Origin of the sequence: Agromyces sp. CCNWLW213 (assembly GCF_037199545.1) — a bacterium.
Classification (GTDB): domain Bacteria; phylum Actinomycetota; class Actinomycetes; order Actinomycetales; family Microbacteriaceae; genus Agromyces.
Genome location: NZ_JBBBDX010000003.1, coordinates 365,694 through 391,144, shown reverse-complemented (window position 1 = coordinate 391,144; position 25,451 = coordinate 365,694). Strand labels below are relative to the sequence as shown.

At 74.8% G+C, this 25,451-nt stretch carries 25 protein-coding genes; 14 read left to right on the top strand and 11 right to left on the bottom strand.

Going from position 1 to position 25,451, the window contains the following annotated elements; genetic code table 11:
* Positions 1–13 precede the first annotated feature (13 nt).
* The 5 genes from WBQ80_RS09245 to WBQ80_RS09225 form a co-directional block, all read right to left on the bottom strand.
* A complete protein-coding gene (locus tag WBQ80_RS09245; protein ID WP_442892696.1) occupies positions 14–826 on the bottom strand; it encodes a 3-hydroxyacyl-CoA dehydrogenase family protein in 813 nt (270 codons plus the stop codon).
* Positions 827–909: 83 nt separating this feature from the next.
* Positions 910–1,680, bottom strand: coding sequence for an enoyl-CoA hydratase/isomerase family protein (locus WBQ80_RS09240; protein WP_336572060.1), 771 nt, complete (start codon positions 1,678–1,680; stop codon positions 910–912).
* Positions 1,677–2,879, bottom strand: a complete 1,203-nt coding sequence (locus WBQ80_RS09235; protein WP_336572059.1) for a thiolase family protein — start codon at positions 2,877–2,879, stop codon at positions 1,677–1,679. Before WBQ80_RS09235 ends, WBQ80_RS09240 begins: the two co-directional genes overlap by 4 nt.
* A 246-nt stretch (positions 2,880–3,125) precedes the next feature.
* Positions 3,126–3,806, bottom strand: a complete 681-nt coding sequence (locus tag WBQ80_RS09230) for a hypothetical protein (RefSeq protein ID WP_336572058.1) — start codon at positions 3,804–3,806, stop codon at positions 3,126–3,128.
* Between the two features lie 182 nt (positions 3,807–3,988).
* A complete protein-coding gene (locus WBQ80_RS09225) occupies positions 3,989–5,944 on the bottom strand; it encodes a DEAD/DEAH box helicase (protein WP_336572057.1) in 1,956 nt (651 codons plus the stop codon).
* Positions 5,945–6,237: 293 nt separating this feature from the next.
* Between WBQ80_RS09225 and WBQ80_RS09220 the strand changes: the two genes are divergently transcribed.
* The 6 genes from WBQ80_RS09220 to WBQ80_RS09195 all read left to right on the top strand — a co-directional run bounded on the left by WBQ80_RS09220 (position 6,238) and on the right by WBQ80_RS09195 (position 12,548).
* Positions 6,238–6,765 (top strand): GNAT family N-acetyltransferase, encoded by a 528-nt coding sequence (locus tag WBQ80_RS09220; RefSeq protein ID WP_336572056.1) that lies wholly within the window; start codon positions 6,238–6,240, stop codon positions 6,763–6,765.
* Between the two features lie 114 nt (positions 6,766–6,879).
* Entirely contained in the window at positions 6,880–8,025 is a 1,146-nt protein-coding gene (locus WBQ80_RS09215) for a hypothetical protein (protein WP_336572055.1), read from the top strand.
* Positions 8,026–8,121: 96 nt separating this feature from the next.
* Positions 8,122–9,135, top strand: coding sequence for an alpha/beta hydrolase (locus WBQ80_RS09210; RefSeq protein ID WP_336572054.1), 1,014 nt, complete (start codon positions 8,122–8,124; stop codon positions 9,133–9,135).
* Positions 9,136–9,178: 43 nt separating this feature from the next.
* A complete protein-coding gene (locus tag WBQ80_RS09205) occupies positions 9,179–10,174 on the top strand; it encodes a YihY/virulence factor BrkB family protein (protein WP_336572053.1) in 996 nt (331 codons plus the stop codon).
* 56 nt (positions 10,175–10,230) lie between these two features.
* A complete protein-coding gene (locus tag WBQ80_RS09200) occupies positions 10,231–10,818 on the top strand; it encodes an antibiotic biosynthesis monooxygenase (RefSeq protein WP_336572052.1) in 588 nt (195 codons plus the stop codon).
* On the top strand, positions 10,815–12,548 hold the full coding sequence (locus WBQ80_RS09195; protein WP_336572051.1) for a glycosyltransferase: 1,734 nt from the start codon (positions 10,815–10,817) through the stop codon (positions 12,546–12,548). The genes WBQ80_RS09200 and WBQ80_RS09195 overlap by 4 nt, the downstream gene beginning before the upstream one ends.
* Before the next feature lies 1 nt (position 12,549).
* On the opposite strand, the gene WBQ80_RS09190 is transcribed toward WBQ80_RS09195, so the two are convergent.
* Entirely contained in the window at positions 12,550–13,494 is a 945-nt protein-coding gene (locus tag WBQ80_RS09190) for an NADP-dependent oxidoreductase (protein ID WP_336572050.1), read from the bottom strand.
* Between the two features lie 48 nt (positions 13,495–13,542).
* A complete protein-coding gene (locus WBQ80_RS09185) occupies positions 13,543–14,319 on the bottom strand; it encodes an IclR family transcriptional regulator (RefSeq protein ID WP_336572049.1) in 777 nt (258 codons plus the stop codon).
* 99 nt (positions 14,320–14,418) lie between these two features.
* Here WBQ80_RS09185 and hutH point away from each other — a divergent pair, with 99 nt between their 5' ends.
* From hutH to hutI, 4 genes are all read left to right on the top strand, one after another.
* On the top strand, positions 14,419–15,996 hold the full coding sequence (hutH, locus tag WBQ80_RS09180) for a histidine ammonia-lyase (protein ID WP_336572048.1): 1,578 nt from the start codon (positions 14,419–14,421) through the stop codon (positions 15,994–15,996).
* Between the two features lie 121 nt (positions 15,997–16,117).
* The gene (locus tag WBQ80_RS09175; protein ID WP_336572047.1) at positions 16,118–17,614 is read left to right on the top strand and encodes a M23 family metallopeptidase; all 1,497 of its coding nucleotides are present in this window, start codon (positions 16,118–16,120) and stop codon (positions 17,612–17,614) included.
* A gap of 144 nt (positions 17,615–17,758) precedes the next feature.
* Positions 17,759–19,480, top strand: a complete 1,722-nt coding sequence (gene hutU, locus WBQ80_RS09170; protein ID WP_336572046.1) for a urocanate hydratase — start codon at positions 17,759–17,761, stop codon at positions 19,478–19,480.
* A gap of 3 nt (positions 19,481–19,483) precedes the next feature.
* Positions 19,484–20,743: an imidazolonepropionase gene (hutI, locus tag WBQ80_RS09165; RefSeq protein ID WP_336572045.1), complete on the top strand. Its 1,260-nt coding sequence runs from the start codon at positions 19,484–19,486 to the stop codon at positions 20,741–20,743.
* A gap of 66 nt (positions 20,744–20,809) precedes the next feature.
* On the opposite strand, the gene WBQ80_RS09160 is transcribed toward hutI, so the two are convergent.
* Positions 20,810–21,106, bottom strand: coding sequence for a DUF503 domain-containing protein (locus WBQ80_RS09160; protein WP_336572044.1), 297 nt, complete (start codon positions 21,104–21,106; stop codon positions 20,810–20,812).
* A 101-nt stretch (positions 21,107–21,207) separates the two neighbouring features.
* Here WBQ80_RS09160 and WBQ80_RS09155 point away from each other — a divergent pair, with 101 nt between their 5' ends.
* Entirely contained in the window at positions 21,208–21,603 is a 396-nt protein-coding gene (locus WBQ80_RS09155; protein WP_336572043.1) for a DUF2200 domain-containing protein, read from the top strand.
* Here the strand turns inward: WBQ80_RS09155 and WBQ80_RS09150 are convergent.
* From WBQ80_RS09150 to WBQ80_RS09140, 3 genes are read right to left on the bottom strand one after another with little or no spacing between them, the layout of a single operon-like run.
* A complete protein-coding gene (locus WBQ80_RS09150; protein WP_336572042.1) occupies positions 21,578–21,835 on the bottom strand; it encodes a DUF6510 family protein in 258 nt (85 codons plus the stop codon). The genes WBQ80_RS09155 and WBQ80_RS09150 overlap by 26 nt on opposite strands.
* Positions 21,835–22,575, bottom strand: a complete 741-nt coding sequence (locus WBQ80_RS09145; RefSeq protein WP_442892695.1) for an FAD-binding oxidoreductase — start codon at positions 22,573–22,575, stop codon at positions 21,835–21,837. Before WBQ80_RS09145 ends, WBQ80_RS09150 begins: the two co-directional genes overlap by 1 nt.
* A 50-nt stretch (positions 22,576–22,625) precedes the next feature.
* Positions 22,626–23,219, bottom strand: coding sequence for a sulfite oxidase-like oxidoreductase (locus WBQ80_RS09140; protein ID WP_336572040.1), 594 nt, complete (start codon positions 23,217–23,219; stop codon positions 22,626–22,628).
* 109 nt (positions 23,220–23,328) lie between these two features.
* Between WBQ80_RS09140 and WBQ80_RS09135 the strand changes: the two genes are divergently transcribed.
* Genes WBQ80_RS09135 through WBQ80_RS09125 form a run of 3 tightly spaced genes read left to right on the top strand, consistent with a single transcriptional unit; the run spans position 23,329 to position 25,441 of the window.
* Positions 23,329–24,582, top strand: a complete 1,254-nt coding sequence (locus tag WBQ80_RS09135; protein ID WP_336572039.1) for a molybdopterin molybdotransferase MoeA — start codon at positions 23,329–23,331, stop codon at positions 24,580–24,582.
* Complete coding sequence (gene mobA / locus WBQ80_RS09130) at positions 24,579–25,184, top strand: molybdenum cofactor guanylyltransferase (RefSeq protein WP_336572038.1); 606 nt, start codon at positions 24,579–24,581, stop codon at positions 25,182–25,184. The genes WBQ80_RS09135 and mobA overlap by 4 nt, the downstream gene beginning before the upstream one ends.
* Positions 25,181–25,441: a DUF6457 domain-containing protein gene (locus tag WBQ80_RS09125; RefSeq protein WP_336572037.1), complete on the top strand. Its 261-nt coding sequence runs from the start codon at positions 25,181–25,183 to the stop codon at positions 25,439–25,441. Before mobA ends, WBQ80_RS09125 begins: the two co-directional genes overlap by 4 nt.
* Positions 25,442–25,451 lie beyond the last annotated feature (10 nt).

Sequence of the window (25,451 nt, the reverse complement as noted above, 5' to 3'; positions counted from 1 at the left end):
CTCTCTCCGCGCATCACTGCGCGTCCCACAGGTAGAAGCCCTCGCCGGTCTTGCGACCGAGCTTGCCCTCGGCGACCATGCGACGCAGCAGGGCGGGCGGTTCGAATCGATCGCCGAGCTCGCCGGCGAGGTACTCGGCGATGCCGAGCCGCACGTCGAGTCCGACGAGGTCGGTGAGCTTCAGCGGGCCCACCGGATGCCTGTAGCCGAGGGCCATCGCGGCGTCGATGTCCTCGGCCGAGGCGACGCCCTCCTCGAGCATGCGGATCGCCTCGAGTCCGAGCGCGACGCCGAGCCGGCTCGACGCGAAGCCGGGCGCGTCGTGCACGATGATCGGCGTCTTGCCGATCGCCTGGACCCAGCCGCGGGCCTCCTCGACGAGCGCCCCCTCGGTGCCGGTGCCGCGCACGACCTCGACGAGGGCCGACGCGGGAACGGGGTTGAAGAAGTGCAGGCCGAGGAACCGGCCGGGCCGGTCGAGCCGACCGGCGAGCTCGTCGATCGAGATGGACGACGTGTTGCTCGCGAGCGCGGCATCCGCGGCCAGCACCGCCTCGACGCGGGTGAGCGCGTCGAGCTTGAGGTCGAGGTCCTCGGGGACCGCCTCGACGACGAGCCCCGCGCCGTCGAACCCGTCGACGTCGGTCGCAACTCCCAAGCGGGCTCCGAGCGCCTCGGCGGTCTCGTCGGTGGTGCCGCGGGCGACGGATGCCGCGACCGAGTCGAGCACGCGCCCGCGCGCCGCCTCGGCCGCCGCCTCGTCGCGCTCGACGACGGTCACGTGCGAGCCGGCCAGCAGGAACGCGTGCGCGATGCCCGCGCCCATGCGTCCGCCGCCGAGCACGCCGACGCGCTCGGGCGCGCCGCCCGGCGGTCGAGTCGGCGCTTCAGCGCCGTATCGGGACCCGCTCACTTCTTCCGCCTCTCCAGGAACTCGGTCATGCGCCGGTGCTTCTCGGGGCTCTCGAAGAGCTCGGCCTGCGCCTCGAGGTCGACGCGCGGATGGTCGGCGCGCGGCGCCCGCAGCACGCGCTTGGTCGCGATGGTCGCGTCGCGGTCGTTCTTCGCGATGCGGTCCGCGATCGCGTGCGCCTCGGCGAGCAGGTCGGCGGCCGGGTGGACGGCGGTCACGAGCCCGATCGACAGCGCCTCGGCGGCGTCCACGATGCGCCCGGTGAGCAGCAGCTCGGCCGCTCGCGCCTCGCCCACGATCTCCTTGAGGCGCCAGGTCGCACCCGCGGCGGGGATGATGCCGAGCCCCGTCTCGGGGTTGCCGAACCGCGCGTCGGGCGTGGCGATGCGGATGTCGGCGGCGTACGCGAGCTCGGCGCCTCCGCCCAGCGCCCAGCCCTCGATCGCGGCGATGACGGGCATGGGCAGTTCGTTGACGCGCACGAACGCGTTGGCGTTGATGCCCGCGAGCGCGTCGGCGGCCCGTCGCTCGCGCAGCTGGGCGATGTCGGCGCCCGACGCGAACACCCCGCCGGCGCCCGTGAGGATCAGGATGCGCGGGTCGGCCTCGAGTTCCGCGCAGAGCGCGTGCAACGCGTCGATCGTGGCCTGGTCGATCGCGTTGCGCTTGTCGGGCCGGTCGAGGGTCGCGACGACGCGGTCGTCGGCGCGTTCGACGAGCAGTGGCGGCGCGACCTCCGGCGACACCGCGACATCCGGGGCGTTCATCGCACCCCCTCGACGATGAGCGCCGAGCCCTGGCCCACGCCCACGCACATGGTGGCGAGGCCGTAGCGCGAGCCCTCGCGCTCCATGCGGCCGAGCAGCGTCACGACGAGCCGGGCGCCCGACGAGCCGAGCGGATGACCCAGTGCGATCGCCCCGCCGTCGACGTTGACGATCTCTGGGTCGAGGCCGAGCCGGCGCATGCTCGCGAGGGACTGCGTCGCGAACGCCTCGTTGAGCTCGATGGAGCCGAGGTCGCCGACCGACAGGCCGGCGCGGGCGAGTGCCTTCTCGGTGGCGGGCACCGGGCCGAGGCCCATGATCTCGGGCGCGAGGCCGGCGGATGCGCCGACGACGACCCGGGCTCGCGGGGTCAGCCCGTACTTCTCGACCGCGGCCTCGCTCGCGACGACGATCGCCGAGGCGCCGTCGTTGAGCGAGCTCGAGTTGCCCGCGGTCACGACCGTGCCGCCCTTCACGACCGGCCGCAGGCCGGCGAGCGCCTCGAGCGACGTGTCGCGACGCGGGCCCTCGTCGACGAGCACCTCGCCCTTCGCGGTCGGGACGCCGACGATCTCGGCGTCGAACCGGCCGGCGTCGATCGCGGCCGCGGCGCGCTGCTGGCTCCGCAGCGCGAAGGCGTCGGCGTCCTCGCGCGTGATGCCGTCGACCCGGGCGACCTCCTCGGCCGTCTCGGGCATCGAGTAGGTGGCCTTGTCGCGCGCGAGCAGCGTGGGGTTCGGGAAGCGCCACCCGATCGACGTGTCGTACGCCTCGCCGGGCTTCGCCCAGGGCTTGGCGGGCTTCGCCTGGACCCAGGGCGCGCGGGTCATCGACTCGACGCCGCCGGCGACGATGAGGTCGGCGTCGCCCGCGCGGATCGCCTGGGCGGCCATGGTGATCGCCGACATGCCCGACGCGCAGAGCCGGTTGACGGTGATGCCCGGCACCGAGTCGGGGAGCCCCGCGAGCAGCACCGACATGCGGGCGACGTTGCGGTTGTCCTCACCGGCCTGGTTGGCGGCGCCGAGGATGATCTCGTCGATCGCACCCGCCTCGACGGCGGCCTGATCGAGCCCGGCCCGGCGAACGGCCTCGCCGACCACGAGGCTCGCGAGGTCGTCGGGCCGCACGCTCGCGAGGACGCCTCCGTAGCGACCCACCGGGGTCCGCACTCCGCCGACGAGGTACGCGTCCGCCATGCTCTCTCCTGACCACGTTGTCGGGGATGTCCCGTCGCCGGCCCAGCGGCGAGCGCGGCATCCGCTCTCGGTTGCGCTTTCACAACCGACCGTTCAGTCAGTAAGTATGCCGAACGGATGCCGCATCCGCCAGTCGAGCGCCGATGCGAGCCTCCATCGACCCGCGCCGCACCGCCGTCGGTCCGGTCGGGGATCGTCGTCGACGGCCTCAGCCGACGGCGGTCCGCGCCAACCGTCGCCGACCCGTCACCCTTCGTCGCCCTCGGTCGGCTCCGGGGTCGGCGATTCGGAGGGCGCCGGCCCGCCGGCCGGACCGAACAGCGTCCACTCGCCCGCGGCGCACTCGTAGAACTCGACCGTCTCGGTGTCGATGTAGAGGTCGCCGTCGGTCGTGCACCGCTCCGCCTCCGGTGCGCCGAGGCCGAGCGTCACCTGCGTGCCGGCGGCGCCGGCCTCACCCTGCTCACCCTGCTCACCCTGCTCGCCGGCAGCGCCAGGCTCGCCCTGCGGCCCCTGCTCGCCGGTGAGGTTCTCGGCGGCCGAGGTCCGGATGTTCCCCACGAGCACCCAGTCGTCCTGGAAGAGCCACACGTCGGCGCTCGAGATGTCGATGTAGACGTCGCCCTCGTCCCCCTTCCCGGCCTCGGGCGCGCCCGTGCCGGCCCGCACCGCCGAGCCCGCGGGGAGGATGTCGGCGAGCGCTTCCTCGTAGTCGACGGACTCCGCGGTCGGCGTCGGCTCGGGCGTCGGCGCCGCCTCCGTCGAGGCCGAGCGTGCCAGCCAACCGCCGAGGAACGCGGCGACGAACGACAGCACCACGATGGCGATGCCGAAGCCGATCAGCCACCCTCGGGTGATCGGTGGCGTCGGCGCGTCCTTGGCGGACGCCGGCGTCGGCTCGTCGATCGGAGGCTGCGCATCGGCCATGTCGTCCCGTCCCCACTTCGTTCCTCGCTCGGCCCGGCATGCACCGGAGCGGATGATCCGCCGCGAGGCTACGGCCGCGGGCGGGGCGCAGATGCGCCTTTGGTCCCACGGCGCCCGAAGGCCGCGGACGACGAAGGCCCCGACCGTGCGGTCGAGGCCCTCGCGTCTGCGGCGGCAGCGCGTCAGAGCGCGCTGAGCAGTTCGTCGCCGAGGCGCACATCCTCGAAGTCGACCTCGATCTCGGCGCGGTCCAGCAGCTCCGACAGGCGACGCTGGCGGTTGCGCGGCACGAGGGTGACGACGCGGCCCTCGCGACCGGCGCGACCCGTGCGGCCGGAGCGGTGCAGGTACGTCTTGTACTCGTCGGGCGCGTCGGCCTGGATCACCAGGTCGATGTCGTCGACGTGGATGCCACGCGCGGCGACATCCGTCGCCACGAGCACGTCGACCCGGCCGCTGGTGAGCTGCTGCAGGTTGCGCGTGCGGCGCGACTGGTTCAGGTCGCCGTGCAGCGCGACCGCGAGGATGCCGGCGTCGGCGAGGTGGTCGGTGAGGTCCTCGGCGAAGGCGCGCGTGCGCGAGAACACGAGGGTCTTGCCCTCGCGGTCGGCCAGCTGCGCCACGATGTCGCGCTTGTCGCGGTTGTCGATGACGAACACGCGGTGCTCGATCGTGCCCGAGGACTGGTCCTCGCCCGCGACCTCGTGCACGGCCGGGTCGACGAGGAACTCGTCGACGAGGGTCGCCACGCCGGAGTCGAGCGTCGCCGAGAACAGGAGCTTCTGGCTGCCCTCGCCGGTGCGGCGCAGGATCCGCTGCACGGGCTCGAGGAAGCCGAGGTCGCACATGTGGTCGGCCTCGTCGAGGATCGTGATGGCGACCTCGCTGAGATCGAGGCGGCCCTGCTCGATGAGGTCCTCGACGCGGCCCGGGGTGCCGATCACGATGTCGACGCCGCGCTGGAGCGCGCCGACCTGGCGGCCCTGCGGCACGCCGCCGTAGATCTGCGTGGTGAACAGGCCCACGCTCTGCGCGATGGGCTGGACGGTGCGGTCGATCTGCAGCGCGAGCTCGCGGGTCGGCGCGAGGATCAGCGCGCGGGGCTTGCGGCCGAACTGGCGCTTGCCGCCCGCCCGGCCGCCGTTCTCGCTCCACAGGGTCATCAGCCGCTCGACCGTCGGGGCGCCGAACGCGATGGTCTTGCCCGAGCCGGTGCGGCCGCGGCCGAGCACGTCGCGACCCTCGAGCACGACCGGGATGGTCGCGGCCTGGATCGGGAACGGCGACTCGGCGCCGAGCTCCTTCAGCGCACGGACGATGTTGCCCCCGAGGCCGAGGTCGGCGAAGCCGATGCCGTCGACCTCCTCGGCCTGGATCGCCTCGGCCTCGAGCCGCTCGAGCACGACGTCGTCGGCCGGAGCGAAGCGCTCCGCGCGGTCGCCGGCCGGGTAGAAGGAGGACGGACGACGCTCGGAGTCGCGGAAGCCGGGACGGTCGAACTCGCGGTCGCGGCGGGGAGCCCGGTCGTCGCGGCGGGGAGCGCGGTCGTCCCGGTCGTCGCGGCGCGGAGCCCGGTCGCCCCGGTCGTGCGAACGGACCGGGCGGTCGTCGCGGTCGAACCGGCGCGGAGCGCGGTCGACGCGATCGTGCGAGCGAGAGGGCCGGTCGTCCCGGCGCGGGGCGCGGTCGCCGCGGTCGTCCCGGCGCGGCGCACGGTCATCACGGTCGAACCGGCGCGGCGCACGCTCGTCACGGTCGTCCCGGCGCGGCGCACGGTCATCGCGGTCGAACCGACGCGGGGCGCGGTCGTCACGATCTCGAGACCCGCCGCTCCGCGGTGCTCCTCGACCGACGCCTGCACGCTCGTCGCGGTCGAACCGGCGGGGCGCGCGGTCGTCGCGGTCGGCCCGACCGGGCCGCTCGGCGCGATGCGGCGTGCGGCCGGACTCGACGCGCTCCTCGCGGCTCCAGCGCGCCTTGCGGGGCGCCACGGCCTCGTCGGCGCGGTAGCCGCGGTGGCCGGGGCTGCGAGAGCCGGGCTTGTGAGAGGCCGATCCGCCGGAGCGGCCGCCCTTCGCGTACGAGGGGTCGAAGTTCTTCGCGGGGCGTCCGCCTGCGGGCTTCTTGTTCTTCGGCATGGGTGCTTCCTGGGTTGTACTCGTGTACATGGCAGGCAGGCGCGCGTTGCTCGCGCAGCCTGACTGAGAACCCGGGCAGTCGTCGACCGGGGCCGTTCACATACGTGTGACTTTCCGCGACGGGTGCGACGCGGAACCGGCCCTCAGGACTCACAAACCCATCCGCGCACGGCGCGGTGCCCAGAACCGACTCGTCAAGGGTACCGGAGGCGGTCCTGTGAATCGGCAGGGCGCCGCATCCGCCGATCCGGAAACGTAACGACCCGGTAACGCGAGTCGCGTACGCTCTCGACGTGACCACACCGCTGTCGATCTCCATCGAGTCGCCCCGCGAGCCGGGCATCGATCGCCTGCTCGAGGGCAGTACGGCGCACGCGCAGTCCCTGTACCCGCCGGAGTCGAACTTCCTGCTCGACGTCTCGGAGCTCGAGACGCCCGGCACGACGGTGTACGTCGCGCGCACGGCCGACGGCACCGCGCTGGGCATGGCGGCGCTGGTGGAGTCCGACGACCTGGGCCCGGCCAGTGGCGAGCTGAAGCGCATGTTCGTCCTCGACGATGCGCGCGGCCTCGGCGTGGCCAGCGCCCTGATCGAGCGCATCGAGACGGATGCCGCGGAGCGGGGCATCCGCGAGATCCTCCTCGAGACCGGTCCGCTGCACCATCCCGCCCTCGCCCTGTACGCCAAGCACGGCTACCTCCGGATCGAGCAGTTCGGCCAGTACGTCGGCGAACGCTTCAGCGTGTGCATGTCGAAGTCGCTCGTCGGGTTCTCGAGCGGTCCGCGCACCGACGAGCTGCCGATCGCCGTCGGCGAGTGAGTCCCCGGCGGGCATGAGCATGCCCGGAAGGGGAGTGAGCAACCCGTACCCATCCGCCGTCCGCGCCGACGCGGCATCCTCGGATCACCGCATCGATCCCGGAGGACCTCACCCATGCTCGCGTTCATCTCGGCCGTCGCCTTCGGCGTGACCATCGGCGGCGTCGTCGGCGCCGTCGCCACGGGCGACCCGCTCTACTCGATCCTGTGGAGCATCGCGCTCACCGTCGCGATCACGGCCGGCACCTTCGCCGGGCTCCGCTCCGCGGGCCTGTTCGGCGGGCGGCCGCGTCAGGCCGGTCCCACGGTCGCCCCGGTCGGCGAGCTCGCGCTCGCCCGGGTCGAGCAGATCGGCCGCACGGGCCTGACGGTGAACGGCCAGCCGCAGGTCGAACTGGGCCTCACGGTCGTCCCACGGCATCGTCGGGCCTACACGACCACGCATCGGCAGATCGTCGACATCGTGGCGCTCGCCCAGCTGCAGCCGGGCTCGATCATCGTGGTGCACCGGCCGGACGACGCGAAGGCCAACGTCGAGATCGCGTGGAACCCGCCGCTCGACTGGGCGCGCGTGCGGGACGCCGAGCGACTGCGCACGGGCACCGACCGGACGGTGCCGCTGGCGGAGCAGGCGACGCTGTGGGCTGCGGAGCCGCAGACGCTCTCCGGCGCGGCGAAGGCGCCGCGGCGCCCGCTGCGGACGGCGCTGCTCGTCGCCGTCGGGGTCGCGGCCGCCGCGGTGACGCTCGTGCCCGCGTACGACTCCCTCGGCCGCTCGGTGCAGGCCTTCGCCGCGGGCGACCCGGCATCGGCGGGCGTCGTGCTCGGCGACCGGCACGGCGAGATCGTGGACGCGCTCGCGGCGGAGACGGGCGGCACGCAGTTCGTCCGGATCGGGTTCTACGACTCCTACGCGCTGGCCGCGGCGCCGAGCGCACCCGGCGCGCTGACGATCGACACCTACCAGTTCCGGTACGACCGCACCGAGCACCAGGGCCCCGAACTGATCCAGCCCGACGACCCTGCGGCGGCGCTCTTCGACGCCGGCGAGGTGGACTGGGCGGCGATCCCCGACTTCATCGAGACCGCGAAGCAGCACTCGGGCATCGCCGAGCCGACGTCGGTGATCGTGTCGGTCGAGCGGATGCCGGTGGCGGATGCCTCGGGCGAGCGGCCCGTCCGGGCGCTCGTCATGCTCGACTCCACGTACGAGGACGCGTCGGTGCCGATCGACGTCGCGACCGGCGCCGTGGTCGGCTGACCCCGGGCACGGCACTGCGCAGGCGAAGGGAATCCGGACGGTGGCATCCGCCTGAACCTGGGGTAGCATCACCTCACCCCTGAACCCGGAGCCCCCGTGACCCCCACCCGACTCTCCGGCGGTCGCGGAGGCCGGCGTCGCCGGTCCGTCCGGGTCGCCCTCGCCGTCACCGCGGCCCTCGCGATCGCCGCGGCCGTCTCGGCCTTCCACCAGCCCGTGCGCGAGCTCGACCCGACCGCCGAGCAGGCCTCGAGCGAGGTCGCCGGCACGGAGGTCATCGGCATCCGCACCTTCGAGCCGCCCGCCGGCCTGCGGGTCGACGCCGACCTCCAGTACGGCGTCGCCGCCGACGGCACGCTGCTCACGCTCGACGTCTGCCGCCCGCCCGCCGACGCCGTGGGCGGTTCGCAGCCGACGGTGGTCTCGGTCCACGGCGGGAGCTGGGCGCGCGGCGACAAGGCGAACAGCGACTGGCGGAACGTGTGCCTGTGGCTCGCGAGCGAGGGCTTCGTCGCGGCATCCGTCAACTACCGGCTCGTGCCCGAGGCGCGCTACCCGGCGCAGATCGACGACGTCGCGGCCGCGGTCGCCTGGCTGCGCGAGCCGGCCCAGGTCGAGCGGTTCGGCATCGACCCCGCTCGGATCGGCGTGTTCGGCGGCTCGGCCGGCGGTCACCTCGCGGCGCTGCTCGGCACCCTCGGCGACGGGCCGACCGACACCGGGTCCCGCGTCGCCGCCGTGGCGCAGCTCTCGGGCCCGGTGGGGCTCGCCGCCGCCGAGCTCGAGGCCGACGGCGCCTCCCCCTGGCTGCGGGGCATCGTGGCGGACTTCCTCGGCTGCGAGCCCGCCGACGACGACGGGACGTGCCCGCAGGCGGTCGAGGCGTCGGCGACGGCGCACGTCGACCCCAGCGACCCGCCCGTGCTCATCGGACACGCGGCCGACGAGGTCGTCCCCGTCGGCCAGGCGGAGCGGTTCGCGGCGACGCTCAGTGCGTCGGCCGTCCCCGTCGAGCTCGCCGTCGTGCCGGGCGACGCGCACTCGATCGGCATCCTCGACGCGCCGCTGCGCGAGCGGGTGGCCGGATTCCTGCATACGCACCTCGGGTAGGCAATCCCCTGCGACGGCCCGCGGTCATCCCTAGGCTCGGGTCATGCTCACGACGACGCCGACCCGTCCCGACTGGCAGGTGATCGCGACCCGTGCGGTGCACGAGTTCCGCATCAACCAGTGCTGGGACCTGGCCGCGGCACTCACGTACTACGTGGTGCTCACCGTGTGCCCGGCCATGCTCGCGGCCGCAGCCCTGATCGGCGTGTTCGGCAGCGCCGAGCAGGTCGCCGAGGGCGCGCTCGCCGCGGTGCGCGACCTCGGCGGCGAGGATGTCGCCAAGGCGCTCACGGAGCCGCTCGACCAGTTGCTCAACGCCTCGAGGGCCGGCCTCGCGTTCGCGACGGGCCTGGTGGTCACGCTGTGGACGGTGTCGGGGTACCTGGGCGCGTTCGGGCGCGGCATGAACCGGATCCTCGGCGTGCCCGAGGGGCGGCCCTTCTGGAAGTCGCGGCCCGCCATGCTCGGTGCGGCGGCCGTGCTCGTGGTGCTCGGCTCGCTGGTGGCCGTCGCCCTCGTCGTGAGCGGCACCGTCGCGACGGCGGTCTTCGCGGCACTCGGCATCGAGGACGACTGGGTGCTCGTCTGGGACCTCGGCAAGCTGCCCGTGATCGCGCTGCTCGCCGGGCTCATGCTCGCGGTCCTCTACTGGGCGGCGCCGAACGTGCGCCGGCCCCGCCGCCGGTTGATCTCGATCGGGGCGGGCGTCGCCCTCGCGGTGTGGATCGCGACGACGGTGCTCTTCGGCCTCTACGTGTGGAACTTCGCCAGCTACGACCGCGTCTACGGCGTCCTCGGGGGCATCATCGCGTTCCTGCTCTGGACGTGGCTCGGCAACATGGCCGTGCTCGTCGGCGCGGTGCTCGACTCGGAGGTCGAGCGCGCCCGGCAGTTGCGCCAGGGCATCCCCGCGCAGGAGTCCCTCCGGCTCGAGCTGCGCGACGAGCGCCTCATCAGGATCAACCGCGAGCAGCGCGAGGCCGACATCCGCGCCTCGGAGCGCATGCTGGCCCATGCACCGGGCGGAGGCGCCGAATGAGCGCGCGCGCCGGCGTCCGTTACGCGCCCGCAACGGGCGTGGGGTTCGATGGAGGCATGGCCAGCGAACCGATCACCGTGTCGATCCGCCGCGAGGTGGATCCCGACCGAAGTGCCGAGGCGACCGTGTGGGTGCAGACGGGGGTGAACCTGGCGAACCGGTACCCGGGCTTCCTCGGCTCCGGCTGGGTGCGCGCCGGCGACGACTCGACCGTGTGGCACATGCTCTACCGCTTCTCGGACGAGACGACCCTCGCGGCCTGGGAGCAGTCGCCCGAGCGGGCCTGGTGGCTCGAGATGGGCCGGGGTTTCGTGCGCGACGAGCGTTCGCGGCGCCGCACGGGCATCGAGGGCTGGTTCGACGATCCGCCCACGGGTTCGGTGCCCTCGGTGACGGATGCCGCGGCGGGCGCGACGATGCCCGCGGCGCCGCCGCGCTGGAAGCAGGCGGTCAGCATCTGGCTCGGGTTCTTCCCGGTGAACCTGGCCTTCGCGCTGCTCATGGCGTTCGTGCCCGGCTGGGAGGACGTGCCGCTCGCGCTGCGCGTGCTCGCGACGACGCTCGTGCTGACGCCGATCATGACGTACTGGGTCCTGCCGTGGGTGACGCGGATGCTGCGCGGCTGGCTGGTGCCGGCGGCATGACGCCGGACGAGCGCGAGGGGCTGCTGCCCTCCGGACGGCAGCTCGCGGTCACGTGGAGCATCCCGGACGCGCCGGGCGGCATGACCGGCGCGATGCTGCGTCGCTCCCGCTCGTTCGTGGAGCTCGCGGGCGCCCGGGTCGACGTGCTGACGTTCGACGCGCGGCCCGACTACGGCGCGGTGCGCGACCGGTTGACGCGGCTCGGCGAGCTCGTGCCGGGCCTGCGCCTGCGGAACCTCTACGAGGAGCTGCGGGGCGACGCGGCGGATGCCGGCCCGGGCACCGTCGCGACGCTCGAGGACGGTCGCGGCCTCCGCGTCGAGCACCGTCGTGCCGACGGGTCGCTCGCCGTGCTCGACGAGCGGCCGCGCGACCGCGGCGAGCGCCGCCGCATCACGCGGTTCGACCACGACGAGCGCCCGGTGCACCGGTGGGACTCGGCGTGGGCGTGCTATGCCGACTGGATCGCCGAGACGGCTGCGGGCGAGCGCGCGTTCGCGATCGTCGACAGCAAGACCGCGGCGAGGTTCATGGCGCGCATCCGGCTGCCCGAGGTGGTGACGCTGCACATGGTGCACAACGCGCACCTGGCTGGCGCGGACCGGCCGCTGGGTCCGCTCCGGGCGTCGCGCCGCGACGTCCTCGCGCGCCCCGAGCGGTTCGACGCGATCGTGTTCCTGACCGAGCGGCAGCGGGCGGATGCCACGACGCTGCTCGCTGACGGCGGCAACCTCGCCGTCGTGCCCAACGCGACGCCCGCACCGGCGCCGCCCCCCGGAGGGTCGTCGGCGCCGCAGGATGCGCCCCGCGACCCGGCGGCGGTCGTGGTCGTCGCCGGCCTCACGCGGCGCAAGCGCGTCCATCACGCGATCGAGGCGGTCGCGCTCGCCCGCGCCCAGGGCGCGCCGGCGCGGCTCCGCGTGTTCGGTACGGGTCCGGAGCTGGATCGCCTGGTCGCCGAGGCGGGCGAGCGCGGCCTCGGCGACGAGGTGGAGTTCGCCGGGCACCGCGCGGACGCCGCGGAGGCGTTCGCCGAGGCATCCGTCACCCTGCTCACGAGCACGTCGGAGGGCGCGCCGCTCGTGCTGCTCGAGGCCATGTCGCGCGGGTGCGTGCCGATCGCCTACGACATCCCCTACGGTCCCGCCGACCTCATCGAGTACGGCGTGAACGGCTTCCTCGTCGCTCCCGGCGACGTCGCGGCGCTCGCGGCGACCGTGGCGCGTGTCGCCTCGCTCCCCGAGTCCGACCGAGCGCGGCTCCGCGCCGCGGCCCGCCGCGCCGCCGCCCGCTTCGACGACGCGGCGGTCGTGGCGCGCTGGGGCGCCGTGCAGCGCCGCGCGGCCGACCGCCACGGCGCCGCCCCGCTGCCCGCGTTCGAGGTCCGGCGCCTGCGGCTGCGACGCCCGGGCGACCGGCTGCGGCTGTCGGCCCGGCTCGAGCGGGTTCCGGACGCCGCGCAGGTCATCGTCCGGCTCGAGCGACGCGCCTCGGGGGTGCTCCTGCGACGGCCCGCCGAGCACCGGCACGGACGCGTCGAGCTCCGGCTCACGCCGGAGGAGACGGCGTTCCTCGGGCCCGGCGCGCTCCACGTGGGCTTCGTGGTGCTCGACGGCGACCGGCGCGCCGAGGCGGCGGCGGGCCGCCTCCACCCGGACACGCGCTCCCTTCCCCGTCGGGTCGCCGGCGGCATCCGTTCGCGCCTGCCGCGGCGCGAGGGCCGCGGCTGAGTCAGGGCACCAGCACGATCTTGCCGCGCACGTGGCCGGCCTCGCTCTCGCGCTGCGCGTCGGCCGCGGCGGCGAGCGGGTACCGGCCCGAGACCTCGACCTGGAACCGGCCCGCGGCGGCGAGGCGCGCCGCCTCGGCGACGCCCTCGGCGCGCAGCCGGACCTCCTCCGGCCCCATCGTCGACGGAATGGCGCTCGACCACGTCCGGATGCCGAGGTCGTCGGCGTCGGCCATGCGCACGATCGTCGCGACCCGGGAACGGTCGGGCACGAGCTCGAGGCTCGCCTCGACGGCCTCGTCGGTTCCGGCGCCGTCGAGCGCGACGTCGTAGCCGCGGGGGGATGCCTCGCGCAGCCGCTCGACGAGCCCGGGGCCGTAGGCCACGGGCACCGCGCCGAGTTCGCGGAGCCGGGCGTGGTTCGCGGGCGACGCGGTGGCGACCACGTCCGCGCCCCACGCCCGTGCGAACTGGATGGCCGCCTGCCCGACGCCGCCGGAGCCCGCGTGGAGCAGGAGCGCCTCGCCCTCGCGGAGGCCCAGCGACCGCAGCACCTGGTACGCGGTGCCCGCCGGGATGCCGAGCGCGGCGCCTTCCTCGAAGCCCACCTCGGCGGGCTTGGGGACGAGCTGCGCGGGCGTCGCGACGAGGTGCGTCGCGTAGGCGCCCGCGGCGCCGTGCACGATGACCTCGTCGCCGACACGGACGTCGTCGACGCCGTCGCCGATCGCGACGACGACGCCCGCGGCATCCGCCCCGACGCCCTGCGGCCGGCTGAAGTCGCGCGCGCCGCGCCTGCCGCTGCGGATCTTGGAGTCGACCGGGTTCACGCCGGCGGCCCGCACCTCGACGACCACGCGGCCCGGCGGGGGTTCGGGCACCGGGCCCTCGACCGGGGTGAGCACCTCGGGCCCGCCGTGCTCGGTGTACCGGATGAACTGCGCCATGGTCGCCTCCTCGTCGTGGATCTCCACGCTAGCCGGGTCTCGGGGCGCTCATCGCGCGCCGCGGATGCGGCGCGACAGGGTCGTCGAGGCCTCCGCCACCGCGGCGGTCGCGTCGGCGACGAGCTCGGCCGCCGAGCCCTCGGCGAACGTGACCGCGATGGCGGCGGCCGGCCAGCCGAGGTGATCGAGCACGACCGCGCCCACGGAGGCGAGTCCCCCCGTCACCTCGCCGTGCTCGCCCGCGACGCCGGCCGCCCGCACCTCGGCGAGCACGGCCTTGAGACGCGAGTAGGTCCAGGCGGCGGCATCCGCGGACGTCGGGCCGCGATCGGCGAACGCCGCGCGGTCGGGGTAGAGCGCTCGCAGCTGCGCCGCGGGCAGCGCGGCCAGCATCGCCCGGCCCGAGGCCGTGAGGTGGGCGGGCAGCCGCACGCCCACGTCGGACACGAGCGACGGGCGGCGGGCCGCTCGCTCCTCGACGAGGTAGAGCACGTCGCGGCCGTGGAGCACCGCGAGGTGCCCCGACTCCCCGAGCCGGTCGACGATGCCCGCGACGAGCGGACGGCCGAGCCTGGTGAGCGGCTGCTGGCGGCTGAATCCGCTCGAGAGCTCGAACGCCGCGACGCCGAGGCCGTACCGGCGCTCCTCGGGCAGGTGCACGACGAAGCCGCGTTCCTGCAGCACGGCGAGGAGCTGGTAGGTCGTCGACCGGGGCAGTCCGAGGGCGCCGGCGATCGCCGCCGCCGGCGCGGGGCCCCGCTGCGACGCGAGGTGCGAGAGGATCGCCAGCGCCTGGTCGGCTGCCGGTGCCTTCGACTCGGCCATCGCCACCTCCCCGCCCCGGGTCGGGCGCGTCCGGGATCTCGGACGCCAGCGTACCGCCGGCCGTTCCGGCCCGCACCGGCGCGGTGTGGAATCGGAGGCATGAGCACCATCGCGCCCGAGAACGCCCGCACCGCGGCATCCGTCGACGCCGTGATCGTCGGCACCGGACCTCTCACGATCGACGAGGTCGTCGCCGTCGCGCGCCACGATGCGCGCGTGGTGCTCGACCCGGCCGCCCTCGACGCGGTCGCCGCGAGCCGGACGGTCATCGACGCCCTCGCCGCCGACCCCGAGCCGCACTACGGCATCTCGACGGGGTTCGGGGCGCTCGCCACCACGTTCATCGCCGAGGACCGCCGAGCGCAGCTGCAGGCGAGCCTCGTCCGCTCGCACGCCGCGGGGTCGGGCGCCGAGGTCGAGCGCGAGGTCGTGCGCGCGCTCATGCTGCTTCGCCTGTCGACGCTCATGACGGGTCGCACCGGGGTGCGGCGCGAGACGGCCGAGACGTACGCCGCGATCCTCGACGCCGGCATCACTCCGGTCGTGCGCGAGTACGGCTCGCTCGGATGCTCGGGCGACCTCGCGCCCCTCGCGCACTGCGCCCTCGTCGCGATGGGCGAGGGCGAGGTCCGGGATGCCTCGGGCGAGCCGACGGACGCGGCGAGCGCCCTCGCGGCGGCCGGCATCGCTCCGGTGCGCCTCGGCGAGAAGGAGGGCCTCGCGCTCATCAACGGCACCGACGGCATGCTCGGCATGCTCGCCCTCGCGATCCACGACCTGCGGATGCTGCTCGCCACCGCCGACGTCGCCGCGGCGATGAGCGTCGAGGGACTCCTCGGCACCGACGCCGTCTTCGCCGCCGACCTGCACGAGCTGCGACCGCAGCGCGGGCAGGCCCGGTCCGCGGCGAACCTCCGCAGCCTGCTCGCCGGGTCGCCCATCGTCGCGAGCCACAAGGGGCCCGAGTGCACGCGCGTCCAGGACGCGTACTCGCTGCGCTGCGCGCCGCAGGTGCACGGAGCCGCGCGCGACACGCTCGCCCACGCGGCATCGGTCGCCGGGGCCGAGCTGGCGAGCGCGATCGACAACCCGGTGCTGACGCCCGACGGCCGCGTCGAGTCCAACGGCAATTTCCACGGGGCGCCCGTCGGGTACGTGCTCGACTTCCTCGCGATCGCGGTGGCGGATGTCGCGTCCATGAGCGAGCGACGGACCGACCGGTTCCTCGACCGCGCCCGCAACCACGGGCTGCCGCCCTTCCTCGCGCACGAGGCCGGCGTCGACTCGGGGCTCATGATCGCCCAGTACACGGCGGCGGGGATCGTGTCGGAGCTCAAGCGCCTCGCCGTGCCCGCCTCCGTCGACTCGATCCCGTCGTCGGCCATGCAGGAGGACCACGTCTCGATGGGCTGGGCCGCCGCCCGCAAGCTGCGCCGCGCGATCGACGGCCTCGCGCGGGTCCTGGCGATCGAGGTGCTGACCGCCGCACGCGGGCTCGCGCTGCGCGCTCCGCTCACGCCCGGCGCGGCGACGGGCGCCGTCGCGGCGCTCGCAGCCGAGCACGGCGGCTCCCCGGGGCCGGACCGCTTCCTCGCGCCCGAGATCGAGGCGCTCGTCGGGGCGGTGTCATCCGGCGAGGTGCTCCGGCGCGCGGCATCCGTCGTCGACCTCGTCTGAACCCCGCCGCGGGGCACCCCCCGAACTGTGGGCACGACGTTGCGCACCCGTGGTTGTGCCGTTCCGGAGCCGATGACAGACTGGGCTTCGTCGCCAACGCGGGCGGCACCCCGGAAGCCCTATGACTCAGCAGCCACATCCCGACGAGCACGACCCGTTCCGAGCGAGACCCGCCCGGCGGTGCGCGATCGCCGTCACGGCGCTGGCCAGCGGGCTGCTCCTCTCGCTCGGCACGTTGACGCCCGCCGCTGCGAGCGAGACCGAGCAGGCGACCACCACCGAGTCGTCGACCGTCTCGACGACCGAGGAGCCGACGGTCCCGGCCGAAGAGCCGGCCCCGGCGCCCGCTCCGACCCCGACCGAGGAGCCCGCTCCGACGCCGACCGAGGAGCCGACGCCGACCGAGGAGCCGACGCCGACCCCGACACCCACGCCGATGCCAACACCCACGCCGACGCCGACGCCGACGCCCGCCCCGACGCCGACGCCCACTCCCACGCCGACGCCCACTCCCACGCCGACCCCGACCCCGACGCCCACCCCGGGCGGGACCGGGCAGCCGTCCGGACCGCGGGTCGACGCGCCGTACGTCCTGGTCGGCGACGGACCCGTCGCCCAGATGCGTTCCACGTCGCAGGCCGACACCTCGCGAGTCGAGTCGTCCGCACTCGCCGGCCTCCGCCTGAAGCTCGAGCGTGCGACGGTCGAGCTGCGCTCGGCCCAGTCCGCACTCGAGGCGGCCCGCAGCACCAAGGCGACGGCCACGGCGGTCGCCGAGCGCCTCGACGAGCGCGCGGCCGACAAGCGACGGGCCGCCGAGGTGGCGGCTGGCGTCTACCTCGACGCGGTCGAGGGCGACGGCGCGGCGCTCTCGTCGATGGGTGCCGCGTTCGACGCCGGGAACGACCTCCTCGCCGGGCTCGCCGGCATGGAGCGCCTGCAGAGCCTCGCCGGCGACTCGAGCCGGCTGCGCGAGATCGCCGAGCGACGCGACGCCGAGGCCGTCCAGGCCGAGGAGCGCGCCGCCGCCGCATGGGAAGCCGTCGAGGCGATCCCGATCGACGCCCTCGAGAAGGAGGTGCGCGCGGCGGAGACCGCCGTGTCCACCGCCCGGTCCGAGCTGAAGGGCGCGCGCACCGTGCTGGCCTCCGATGAGGTCGACGCCTTCCAGAACCTCCCGACCGACGCCGGTCAGCTGAGCGCACAGGGCTGGGCCGATCCCGTGAGCGGCGTGATCTCCGACGTCTTCGGTCCCCGTCCGGTCCGACCCGTCGCGGGCGTGAACGAGTTCCATCGCGGCACCGACATCGCGGCGCAGTGCGGCACGGGGATCTTCGCCGCGACCGCGGGAGTGGTGACCGACGCCGGTCGCCTCGGCACCTACGGCAACTGGGTGCTCATCGACCACGGCGACGGCGTCGAGACCGGGTACGCGCACATCGCCGACGGCGGCATCCTCGTCGAACCCGGCCAGCGCGTCGCGGCGGGCGAGCTGATCGCGGCCGTGGGGACGACGGGGGCCTCGACGGGCTGCCACCTGCACTTCGAGGTGCGCATCGACGGCACCGCGATCGACGCCGTGCCGTTCATGGCGGCCCGCGGCGTCCAGCTCGGCTGAGCGTACGGCCGTCCCCGCGGTGAACCGCCGCACCGTCGGCGGTCGCTCGGCGTCCCCGCTCGGGACACGGGGCGGTCCGGGATACCGGACAGCACGCCCGCGGCATCCGTTGCCCGCACCGCGCGCACGGTGTGGGATCGAACCATGACCACCGCTGCACCCACCTCGGCCGGCACCGCCGCCGGCCCCCGCACCGTCCGCGCCGCGCGCGGCACCGAGCTCAGCGCGAAGAGCTGGCAGACCGAGGCGCCGCTGCGCATGCTCATGAACAACCTCGACCCCGAGGTCGCCGAGCGGCCCGAGGACCTCATCGTCTACGGCGGCACGGGCAGGGCCGCCCGCAACTGGGAGGCGTACGACGCGATCGTCCGCACGCTCGAGGGCCTCGAGTCCGACGAGACGCTCCTCGTGCAGTCCGGCAAGCCCGTGGGCGTGTTCCGCACCCACGAGTGGGCGCCCCGTGTGCTCATCGCGAACTCGAACCTCGTCGGCGACTGGGCGACGTGGCCCGAGTTCCGCCGGCTCGAGCAGCTCGGCCTCACGATGTACGGCCAGATGACCGCCGGCTCGTGGATCTACATCGGCACGCAGGGCATCCTGCAGGGCACGTACGAGACCTTCGGGGCCGTCGCCCGGTCGCTCGCCGCCAAGCGCGGCGCCTCGGCCTCGGAGGCCGCCACGGCGACGCTCGCGGGCACGCTCACGCTCACCGCGGGCTGCGGCGGCATGGGCGGTGCGCAGCCGCTCGCCGTCACGATGAACGGCGGCGCCGTGCTCATCGTCGACGTCGACGAGTCGCGCCTGCGCCGTCGGGTCGAGCACGGGTACCTCGACGAGGTGGCGCCGTCGCTGGATGCCGCGGTGGAGCGCGTCCTCGACGCGAAGGCCGCGGGCACCGCCCTCAGCGTCGGCGTGGTCGGCAATGCCGCCTCCGTGTTCCCGGAGCTGCTCGAGCGCCGCGTGCCGATCGACGTCGTCACCGACCAGACGAGCGCCCACGACCCGCTGTCGTACCTGCCCGAAGGCGTGTCGGTCGCGGAATGGCACGCACTCGCGGCATCCGACCCGCACGAGTTCACCGAGCTCGCCCGGCGCTCGATGGCCAGGCACGTCGCGGCCATGGTCGGCTTCCAGGCCGAGGGCGCCGAGGTGTTCGACTACGGCAACTCGATCCGACGCGAGGCCGAGCTCGGCGGGTACGCCCACGCGTTCGACTTCCCCGGCTTCGTGCCGGCGTACATCCGCCCGCTCTTCGCCGAGGGCAAGGGGCCGTTCCGCTGGGCGGCGCTCTCGGGCGACCCGGCCGACATCGCCGCGACCGACCACGCGATCCTCGAGCTCTTCCCGGAGGACGCGCACCTGCGCCGCTGGATCGAGCAGGCCGGCGAGAAGGTGCACTTCGAGGGCCTGCCCGCCCGCATCTGCTGGCTGGGCTACAAGGAGCGCCACCTCGCGGGGCTTAAGTTCAACGAGATGGTCGCGTCGGGCGAGCTCTCCGCGCCCGTCGTGATCGGCCGCGACCACCTCGACTCGGGCTCCGTCGCGTCGCCGTACCGCGAGACCGAGTCGATGGCCGACGGATCCGACGCGATCGCCGACTGGCCGCTGCTCAACGCGCTGCTGAACACCGCGTCGGGCGCGACCTGGGTGTCCATCCACCACGGCGGCGGCGTCGGCATCGGCCGCTCGATCCACGCCGGCCAGGTGATCGTCGCCGACGGCACCGACCTCGCCGCCGAGAAGATCGCGCGCGTGCTCGTGAACGATCCCGGCACGGGCGTCATGCGGCACGTCGACGCGGGCTACGACCGCGCCGTCGAGGTCGCGCGCGAACGCGGGCTCCGCGTGCCGATGCTCGAGGGCTGACGGATGTCGCCCCTCGCCGGCCGCACGGCCGCCTCGCGCCTGCTCGTCACGGGCATCGGCGAGCTCGTCACGAACGACCCCGCTCCCGGACGCGAGGGCGGCCCGCTCGGCATCGTGCGCGACGCGGCCCTCCTCGCCGAGGACGGCGTCATCGCGTGGATCGGCCGCTCGGCCGATGCGCCGGTCCCCTCGTCCTCACCCGCCGGCACGCCCGACGCGCCGCACGCCCTCCACGTCGAAGTGGTCGACGCCCGCGGGCGGGCCGTGATCCCCGGCTTCGTCGACTCGCACACCCACCTCGTGTTCGGCGGCGACCGCGCCGACGAGTTCGCGGCGCGCATGGCCGGACGGGCATATGAAGCCGGCGGGATCCGCTCGACCGTCGCGGCCACGCGCGCGGCCACCGATGGCGAACTCCGTGCCAGGCTCGCCGGGTTCGTGCGCGAGTTGCATCGTCAGGGCACGACGACGTTCGAGGTGAAGACGGGCTACGGCCTCTCGGTGGTGGACGAGGAGCGGCTCGCGCGCCTCGCCGCCGAGGTGACCGACGAGGTGACATTCCTCGGCGCGCATGTGGTGCCGGCCGAGTTCCGCGAACCGGACGGGCCCGGCGCCGACGCCTACGTCGACCTCGTCTCGGGCGACATGCTCGCCGCATGCCGACCCCACGTGCGCTGGGTCGACGCGTTCTGCGAGCGCGGCGCCTTCGACGCCGCGCAGTCGCGGCGGGTGCTCGAGGCCGGCCGAGCCGCGGGCCTCGGCGTCCGCGTGCACGGCAACCAGCTCGGGCAAGGCGAGGGGGTGCGGCTCGCGGTCGAGCTCGACGCGGCATCCGTCGACCACTGCACCTACCTCGACGACGCGGATGTCGCGGCGCTCGCGGATTCGGACACCGTCGCCACCCTGCTGCCGGGGGTGGAGTTCTCGACGCGGCATCCGTACCCCGACGCGCGCCGGCTCATCGACGCGGGCGTCACGGTCGCGCTCGCGAGCGACTGCAACCCGGGGTCGAGCTTCACGAGCTCAATGCCGTTCTGCATCGCCGTCGCCGTGCGCGACATGGGGATGACCCCGGCCGAGGCGGTGTGGGCCGCCACCGCGGGCGGCGCTGCGGCGCTCCGTCGCGCGGATGTCGGCGCGCTGCGGCCCGGGGCGCGTGCCGACCTCGCGCTCCTCGACGCGCCCTCGCACGTGCATCTCGCGTACCGGCCGGGCGTGCCGCTCGTCGCGGAGACCTGGAAGGACGGCGCGCGCGTGGCGTGAGCGCCGTCCTGCGGGCGAGGAGCGACCGGCGAGCCGGCCGCGGCGAGGCCCCGACCCACGGCTCGCTCAGTCGTCGTCGCTTCGGCGCAGACGTCGGCGCGCGGAGAGCAGCGTGAATTCGGGGTGGGCGGCGACGAGCCGTTCGGCGCGATCGAGCACCTCCGTCACCCGATCGGCATCGGATGCCACGACGCCGACCCCGATGACGGCGCGACGGTGCAGGTCCTGCTCGCCGACTTCGGCGACGGATGCCTCGGTCGCCCGCCGCAGCTCGGCCAGCACCGGACGCAGCACGCCGCGCTTCTCCTTGAGCGAGTGCACGTCGCCGAGCAGCACGTCGAACTCGACCCATCCGATCCACACGGGGCCAGCCTCGCACAGGCTCCCGTGCGGAGACGGGCACGATGCGGAGCCTATCCTCGAAGGGAGCGGAACGAACGCGACGCGACCGCGGGGAGGGCACCATGGACGGACACCGAATCTTCGGGATGAGCTTCGCGAGGATCCATCCGCTCTACGTGCAGAAGGCGGAACGCAAGGGGCGCAGCCGGGCGGAGGTCGACGAGGTCATCAGCTGGCTCACCGGGTACGACGAGGCCGGCCTCGAGGAGGCGATCGACGACGGACGCGACCTCGCGACCTTCTTCGCGGAGGCGCCCGCGATCAACCCGAACGCCGAGCTCATCACCGGCGTGATCTGCGGCGTCCGGGTCGAGCACATCGAGGACCCGCTCATGCAGCGCATCCGCTACATGGACAAGCTCGTCGACGAGGTCGCGCGCGGCAAGAAGATGACGTCGATCCTCCGCGGCTCGGTCGACCGGGTCGGCGAGGTCAGCGCCGCACCTCGATCGCGCTGACGCCGGCGAGATCGATCCAGGCGCGCTCGCCCGTGTCGACGAGCACCGCGAGCACGTGGTCGCACGTCGCGCAGCGCACGACCGTGCCGGCGCCGCTGACGTAGACCATGGCGCGCGCGAGCTCCGCGACGGTGCCGCAGGCGTTGCAGCGCCCGGTCGTCGTCGTGATGTCGAACGAGAAGAAGTCGGCCAGCGGCCCCGCGAGGGCGTTGCCGTCGAGGTGACCCGTCATCACGTGCCTCCGTAGCGTTCGGTGCGGATGTCGCGGGGCTCGTGTCCGAGCTCCACCAGCCAGTCGGCGACGCGCTCGACGAACCCCGTCGACCCGCAGGCGAAGACGCGGGGGCGCTCCTCGGCGGGCACCACGGCGGCCGCGAGGGCCTCGCGCGTGATGCGCCCGGGCGGCGCCGGCCATCCGTCGGGCGCGCGCCGCGTGTACACCAGGTCCAATCGCAGGGGCGCGGATGCCGCGGCGAGCTGCTCCCACTCCGACGCGAAGTACACGTCGTCCGGCGTCCGCACCGAGTACAGCAACCGGAAGGGCGTGAGGTCGTCGGCCGCCGCATGGGCGCGTGCCATCGCGTAGAGGGGCACCACGCCCGAGCCTCCGGCGATGAGCTGCACCGGCCGCGGGTCGTCCGTCACCGCTGCCGGCCGCCAGACGAAGAACGCGCCGAGCGGCCCGTGCACCTCCAGCCGGTCGCCCGCGCGCAGCTCGTCGACCAGGTACGGCGACACCTCGCCTTCGGGGAGCTTGTCGACCGCGAGCACGACGCGGGACCCGGGCCCCGAGGACGCGATCGAGTACGACCGCGTCGCGGTGTAGCCGTCCGGAGCGGTGAGCCGCACGTCGAGGTGCTGCCCCGCCTCGTTGCCGGGCCAGCCGTCGACCTCGAGCTCGAGTCGCGCCGCGTTGGGCGTCTCGCGGCGGGTCGCGGCGACCGTGGCGAGGTGCCATCCGGCCCGTGGCATCGCGCGGATGGGCGCGGCCCGCGACGCGACCGGCGCCACCCCGTCGGCGCTCACCAGTACCGCTCCTCCTTCCACGGGTCGCCCCGCAGGTGGTACCCGTTCTGCTCCCAGAAGCCGGGCTCGTCGTCGGCCATCATCTCGAGCCCGCGGACCCACTTCGCGCTCTTCCAGAAGTAGAGGTGCGGCACGAGCAGCCGCGCGGGCCCTCCGTGCTCGGGATCGAGCGGCTCCCCGTCGAACTCGAACGCGACCCACGCCTTGCCGTCGAGCAGGTCGTCGAGCGGCACGTTCGTCGTGTACCCGCCGTAGCTGTGCGCCATCGTGTACTCGAGCTCGGTCTCGACGTCGGCGAACAGCGTGTCGAGCGAGACGCCGCGCCATCCGGTTCCGAGCTTCGACCAGTGCGTGACGCAGTGGATGTCGGTCGTGACGTCCTCGATGGGCAGCGCCATGAACTCGTCCCACGTCCACGAGTGCTCCGTGCCGGTTTCGGTGCGGATCGTGAACGACCAGTCGGCGGTGTCGATGTCGGGCGTCGGCCCCGCCGACAGCACCGGGAAGTCGCCCACCAGCGTCTGGCCCGGCGGCAACCGGTCGTCCCGCTCGCGCCCTCGACCGGTGAATCCCCTCGTGATGAACGACATGCCCGTCTCCTCCCGCTCGGACCGGACGCCGTCGGGTTCGACCCTAGCCACGCGAGCCCGTCATGTCACGAGCCGATCATCCGACGCGCCCGAGGTCTACCGTGGGGTCATGCCGACGTTCACGCCGGCGCCCCACGGCGTCGCTGCCCGGGTCTCGGTGGACGCGCACCTCGAGCGGGTCCTCTCGACCGTCGCGCCGTTGCGCCGGGTCGAGGCGGTGCGGCTCGCGGATGCCGCGGGGCGGACGCTCGCCGCATCCGTCGACGCCCGCGTCGACCTGCCCTCGTTCGACAACTCGGCCATGGACGGGTACGCGGTGCGGCGGGCCGATGTCGCGAACGCCGCCGGGGACGCGCCGGTCGTGCTCGAGGTGGTCGCCGACCTGCCCGCCGGGTCGGCCGGCGACGTCGCCGTCGGACCGGGCCGCGCGGCGCGCATCATGACGGGCGCACCGGTTCCCGCGGGCGCCGACGCCGTCGTCCCGGTCGAGCGCACGGATGCCGGCACCGACCGGGTCGCGATCCTGGCCGCCCCGCGGCCCGGGCACCACATCCGCCGGCGCGGCGAGGACCTGCACGCCGGCGACCGCGTGCTCGGCGCGGGCCTCATGCTCGACGCGCGGCGCGTCGCGGCCGCCGCCGCCGCGGGACTGGCCGAGCTGCCGGTCGCGGCACCGCCGCGCGTCGCCGTCGTCGCGACCGGCAGCGAGCTCGTCGAACCGGGCGCCCCGCTCGGGCCCGGACGCATCCACGACTCGAACTCGCTGCTGCTCGAGGCGCTCGTCGCCGAGGCCGGCGGCATCGTGAGCGAGACCCGGCGGATCGCCGACGAGCCGGGCGCCCTTCGCGACTGTCTCGCCACGCGGCATCCGTGCGACCTCGTCGTCTTCGCGGGCGGCGTGAGCGTCGGCGCGCACGACGTCGTGCGGCACGTGCTCGCCGAGTTCGGCACGGTCGGCTTCGCGCGCGTGGCGATGCAGCCCGGTGCGCCGCAGGCGTTCGGCACCCTGCCGGGCGGCACGCCCGTGTTCGGCCTGCCCGGCAACCCGGTGGGCGTGGCGGTGTCGTTCGAGGCGTTCGTGCGGCCGGCGCTGCTGCGGATGCTCGGGCGCGCCGACATCCGACGCCCGACGTGGCAGGCGGTGGTCGAGCTCGGCTGGCGCTCCCCCGCGGGCCGTCGCCAGTTCATGCCGGTCGCACTGTCGATGCGCGACGGTCGCCCCGCGGTGCGCCCGGCGACGACGGGCGGCGCCGGATCGCACCTGGCCGCCGGGCTCGCGATGGCCGACGGCTTCGCGATCGTGCCGGAGGACGTGGAGGACGTCGCCGCGGGCGACCTCGTCGAGGCGGCGATCACGCGATGAGCGGGCTCGGCGCGGTCATCCTCGCCGGCGGGCGCGCGACGCGGCTGGGTGGCGTGAGCAAGCCCGACCTGATGGTCGGCGGGCAGCGACTGCTCACCACCGCGATCTCCGCCGCGCGGGCGGCGGGCTGCGAGCGGATCGTGGTCGTCGGGCCGCCGGAGCTCCGGGCCGACGGATGCCTGCACGTGCAGGAGGATCCGCCGTTCGGCGGTCCCGTGGCGGGGCTCGCGGCCGGGCTCGGCGCGCTCGGCGACCGGCCGGAGCACGTCCTGGTGCTCGCGTGCGACATGCCCGAGGCCGGCGCCGCCGTGGCACGTCTCACCGCCGCGCGGGCGGCCGACCCCGACGCCGACGGCGTCTGCCTCGTCGACGCGTCCGGGCGCACCCAGTGGCTCGCGGCGATCTACTCGCGAGCCGCGCTCGACGCCGCGCTCGACGCCGCCGCCCGACCGGAGGGCGACCGCGCCGCGCTGCACGGCGCCGCGATGCGCCGGCTCGCGGCATCCCTCGACCTCGTCACCGTCGCCGACGGCGGCAGCACGCACGACATCGACACGTGGGGCGACCTCGCTCGCGCCACCGGACCGGAGGGAACCCCATGACGGAACCGCTCGCACCCGAGGCGCTCGACGACTGGGTGGCCGAGGCCGCCGAGCTGCTCGGCCTCGACCCCGCCGACGTGCCCGTCGCGACCGTGCTCGACCTCGCGCGCCGGGTCGCCCACGGCGTGGCCAGGCCGGCGGCGCCCGTGACGGCCTTCCTCCTCGGGCTCGCCGTGGGCGCCGGACGCCCCGAGGGCGTCGGGGTGCTCGCCGACCGGCTCGGCGACGCCGCCGAGGCGCACGCCTCCGGAGCCTGAGGATTCCCGC

Excerpts from the sequence above, each read along its gene's own strand:
- hutI (WP_336572045.1), top strand. The coding sequence starts at position 19,484 with ATGTCGCCCCTCGCCGGCCGCACGGCCGCCTCGCGCCTGCTCGTCACG.
- WBQ80_RS09175 (WP_336572047.1), top strand. The coding sequence starts at position 16,118 with ATGACTCAGCAGCCACATCCCGACGAGCACGACCCGTTCCGAGCGAGA.
- WBQ80_RS09190 (WP_336572050.1), bottom strand. The coding sequence starts at position 13,494 with ATGGCGCAGTTCATCCGGTACACCGAGCACGGCGGGCCCGAGGTGCTC.
- WBQ80_RS09125 (WP_336572037.1), top strand. The coding sequence starts at position 25,181 with ATGACGGAACCGCTCGCACCCGAGGCGCTCGACGACTGGGTGGCCGAG.
- WBQ80_RS09140 (WP_336572040.1), bottom strand. The coding sequence starts at position 23,219 with ATGTCGTTCATCACGAGGGGATTCACCGGTCGAGGGCGCGAGCGGGAC.
- hutU (WP_336572046.1), top strand. The coding sequence starts at position 17,759 with ATGACCACCGCTGCACCCACCTCGGCCGGCACCGCCGCCGGCCCCCGC.
- hutH (WP_336572048.1), top strand. The coding sequence starts at position 14,419 with ATGAGCACCATCGCGCCCGAGAACGCCCGCACCGCGGCATCCGTCGAC.
- mobA (WP_336572038.1), top strand. The coding sequence starts at position 24,579 with ATGAGCGGGCTCGGCGCGGTCATCCTCGCCGGCGGGCGCGCGACGCGG.
- WBQ80_RS09145 (WP_442892695.1), bottom strand. The coding sequence starts at position 22,575 with ATGCCACGGGCCGGATGGCACCTCGCCACGGTCGCCGCGACCCGCCGC.
- WBQ80_RS09135 (WP_336572039.1), top strand. The coding sequence starts at position 23,329 with ATGCCGACGTTCACGCCGGCGCCCCACGGCGTCGCTGCCCGGGTCTCG.
- WBQ80_RS09155 (WP_336572043.1), top strand. The coding sequence starts at position 21,208 with ATGGACGGACACCGAATCTTCGGGATGAGCTTCGCGAGGATCCATCCG.
- WBQ80_RS09225 (WP_336572057.1), bottom strand. The coding sequence starts at position 5,944 with ATGCCGAAGAACAAGAAGCCCGCAGGCGGACGCCCCGCGAAGAACTTC.
- WBQ80_RS09235 (WP_336572059.1), bottom strand. The coding sequence starts at position 2,879 with ATGGCGGACGCGTACCTCGTCGGCGGAGTGCGGACCCCGGTGGGTCGC.
- WBQ80_RS09205 (WP_336572053.1), top strand. The coding sequence starts at position 9,179 with ATGCTCACGACGACGCCGACCCGTCCCGACTGGCAGGTGATCGCGACC.
- WBQ80_RS09150 (WP_336572042.1), bottom strand. The coding sequence starts at position 21,835 with ATGACGGGTCACCTCGACGGCAACGCCCTCGCGGGGCCGCTGGCCGAC.
- WBQ80_RS09230 (WP_336572058.1), bottom strand. The coding sequence starts at position 3,806 with ATGGCCGATGCGCAGCCTCCGATCGACGAGCCGACGCCGGCGTCCGCC.
- WBQ80_RS09195 (WP_336572051.1), top strand. The coding sequence starts at position 10,815 with ATGACGCCGGACGAGCGCGAGGGGCTGCTGCCCTCCGGACGGCAGCTC.
- WBQ80_RS09185 (WP_336572049.1), bottom strand. The coding sequence starts at position 14,319 with ATGGCCGAGTCGAAGGCACCGGCAGCCGACCAGGCGCTGGCGATCCTC.
- WBQ80_RS09215 (WP_336572055.1), top strand. The coding sequence starts at position 6,880 with ATGCTCGCGTTCATCTCGGCCGTCGCCTTCGGCGTGACCATCGGCGGC.
- WBQ80_RS09200 (WP_336572052.1), top strand. The coding sequence starts at position 10,231 with ATGGCCAGCGAACCGATCACCGTGTCGATCCGCCGCGAGGTGGATCCC.
- WBQ80_RS09245 (WP_442892696.1), bottom strand. The coding sequence starts at position 826 with ATGGGCGCGGGCATCGCGCACGCGTTCCTGCTGGCCGGCTCGCACGTG.
- WBQ80_RS09240 (WP_336572060.1), bottom strand. The coding sequence starts at position 1,680 with ATGAACGCCCCGGATGTCGCGGTGTCGCCGGAGGTCGCGCCGCCACTG.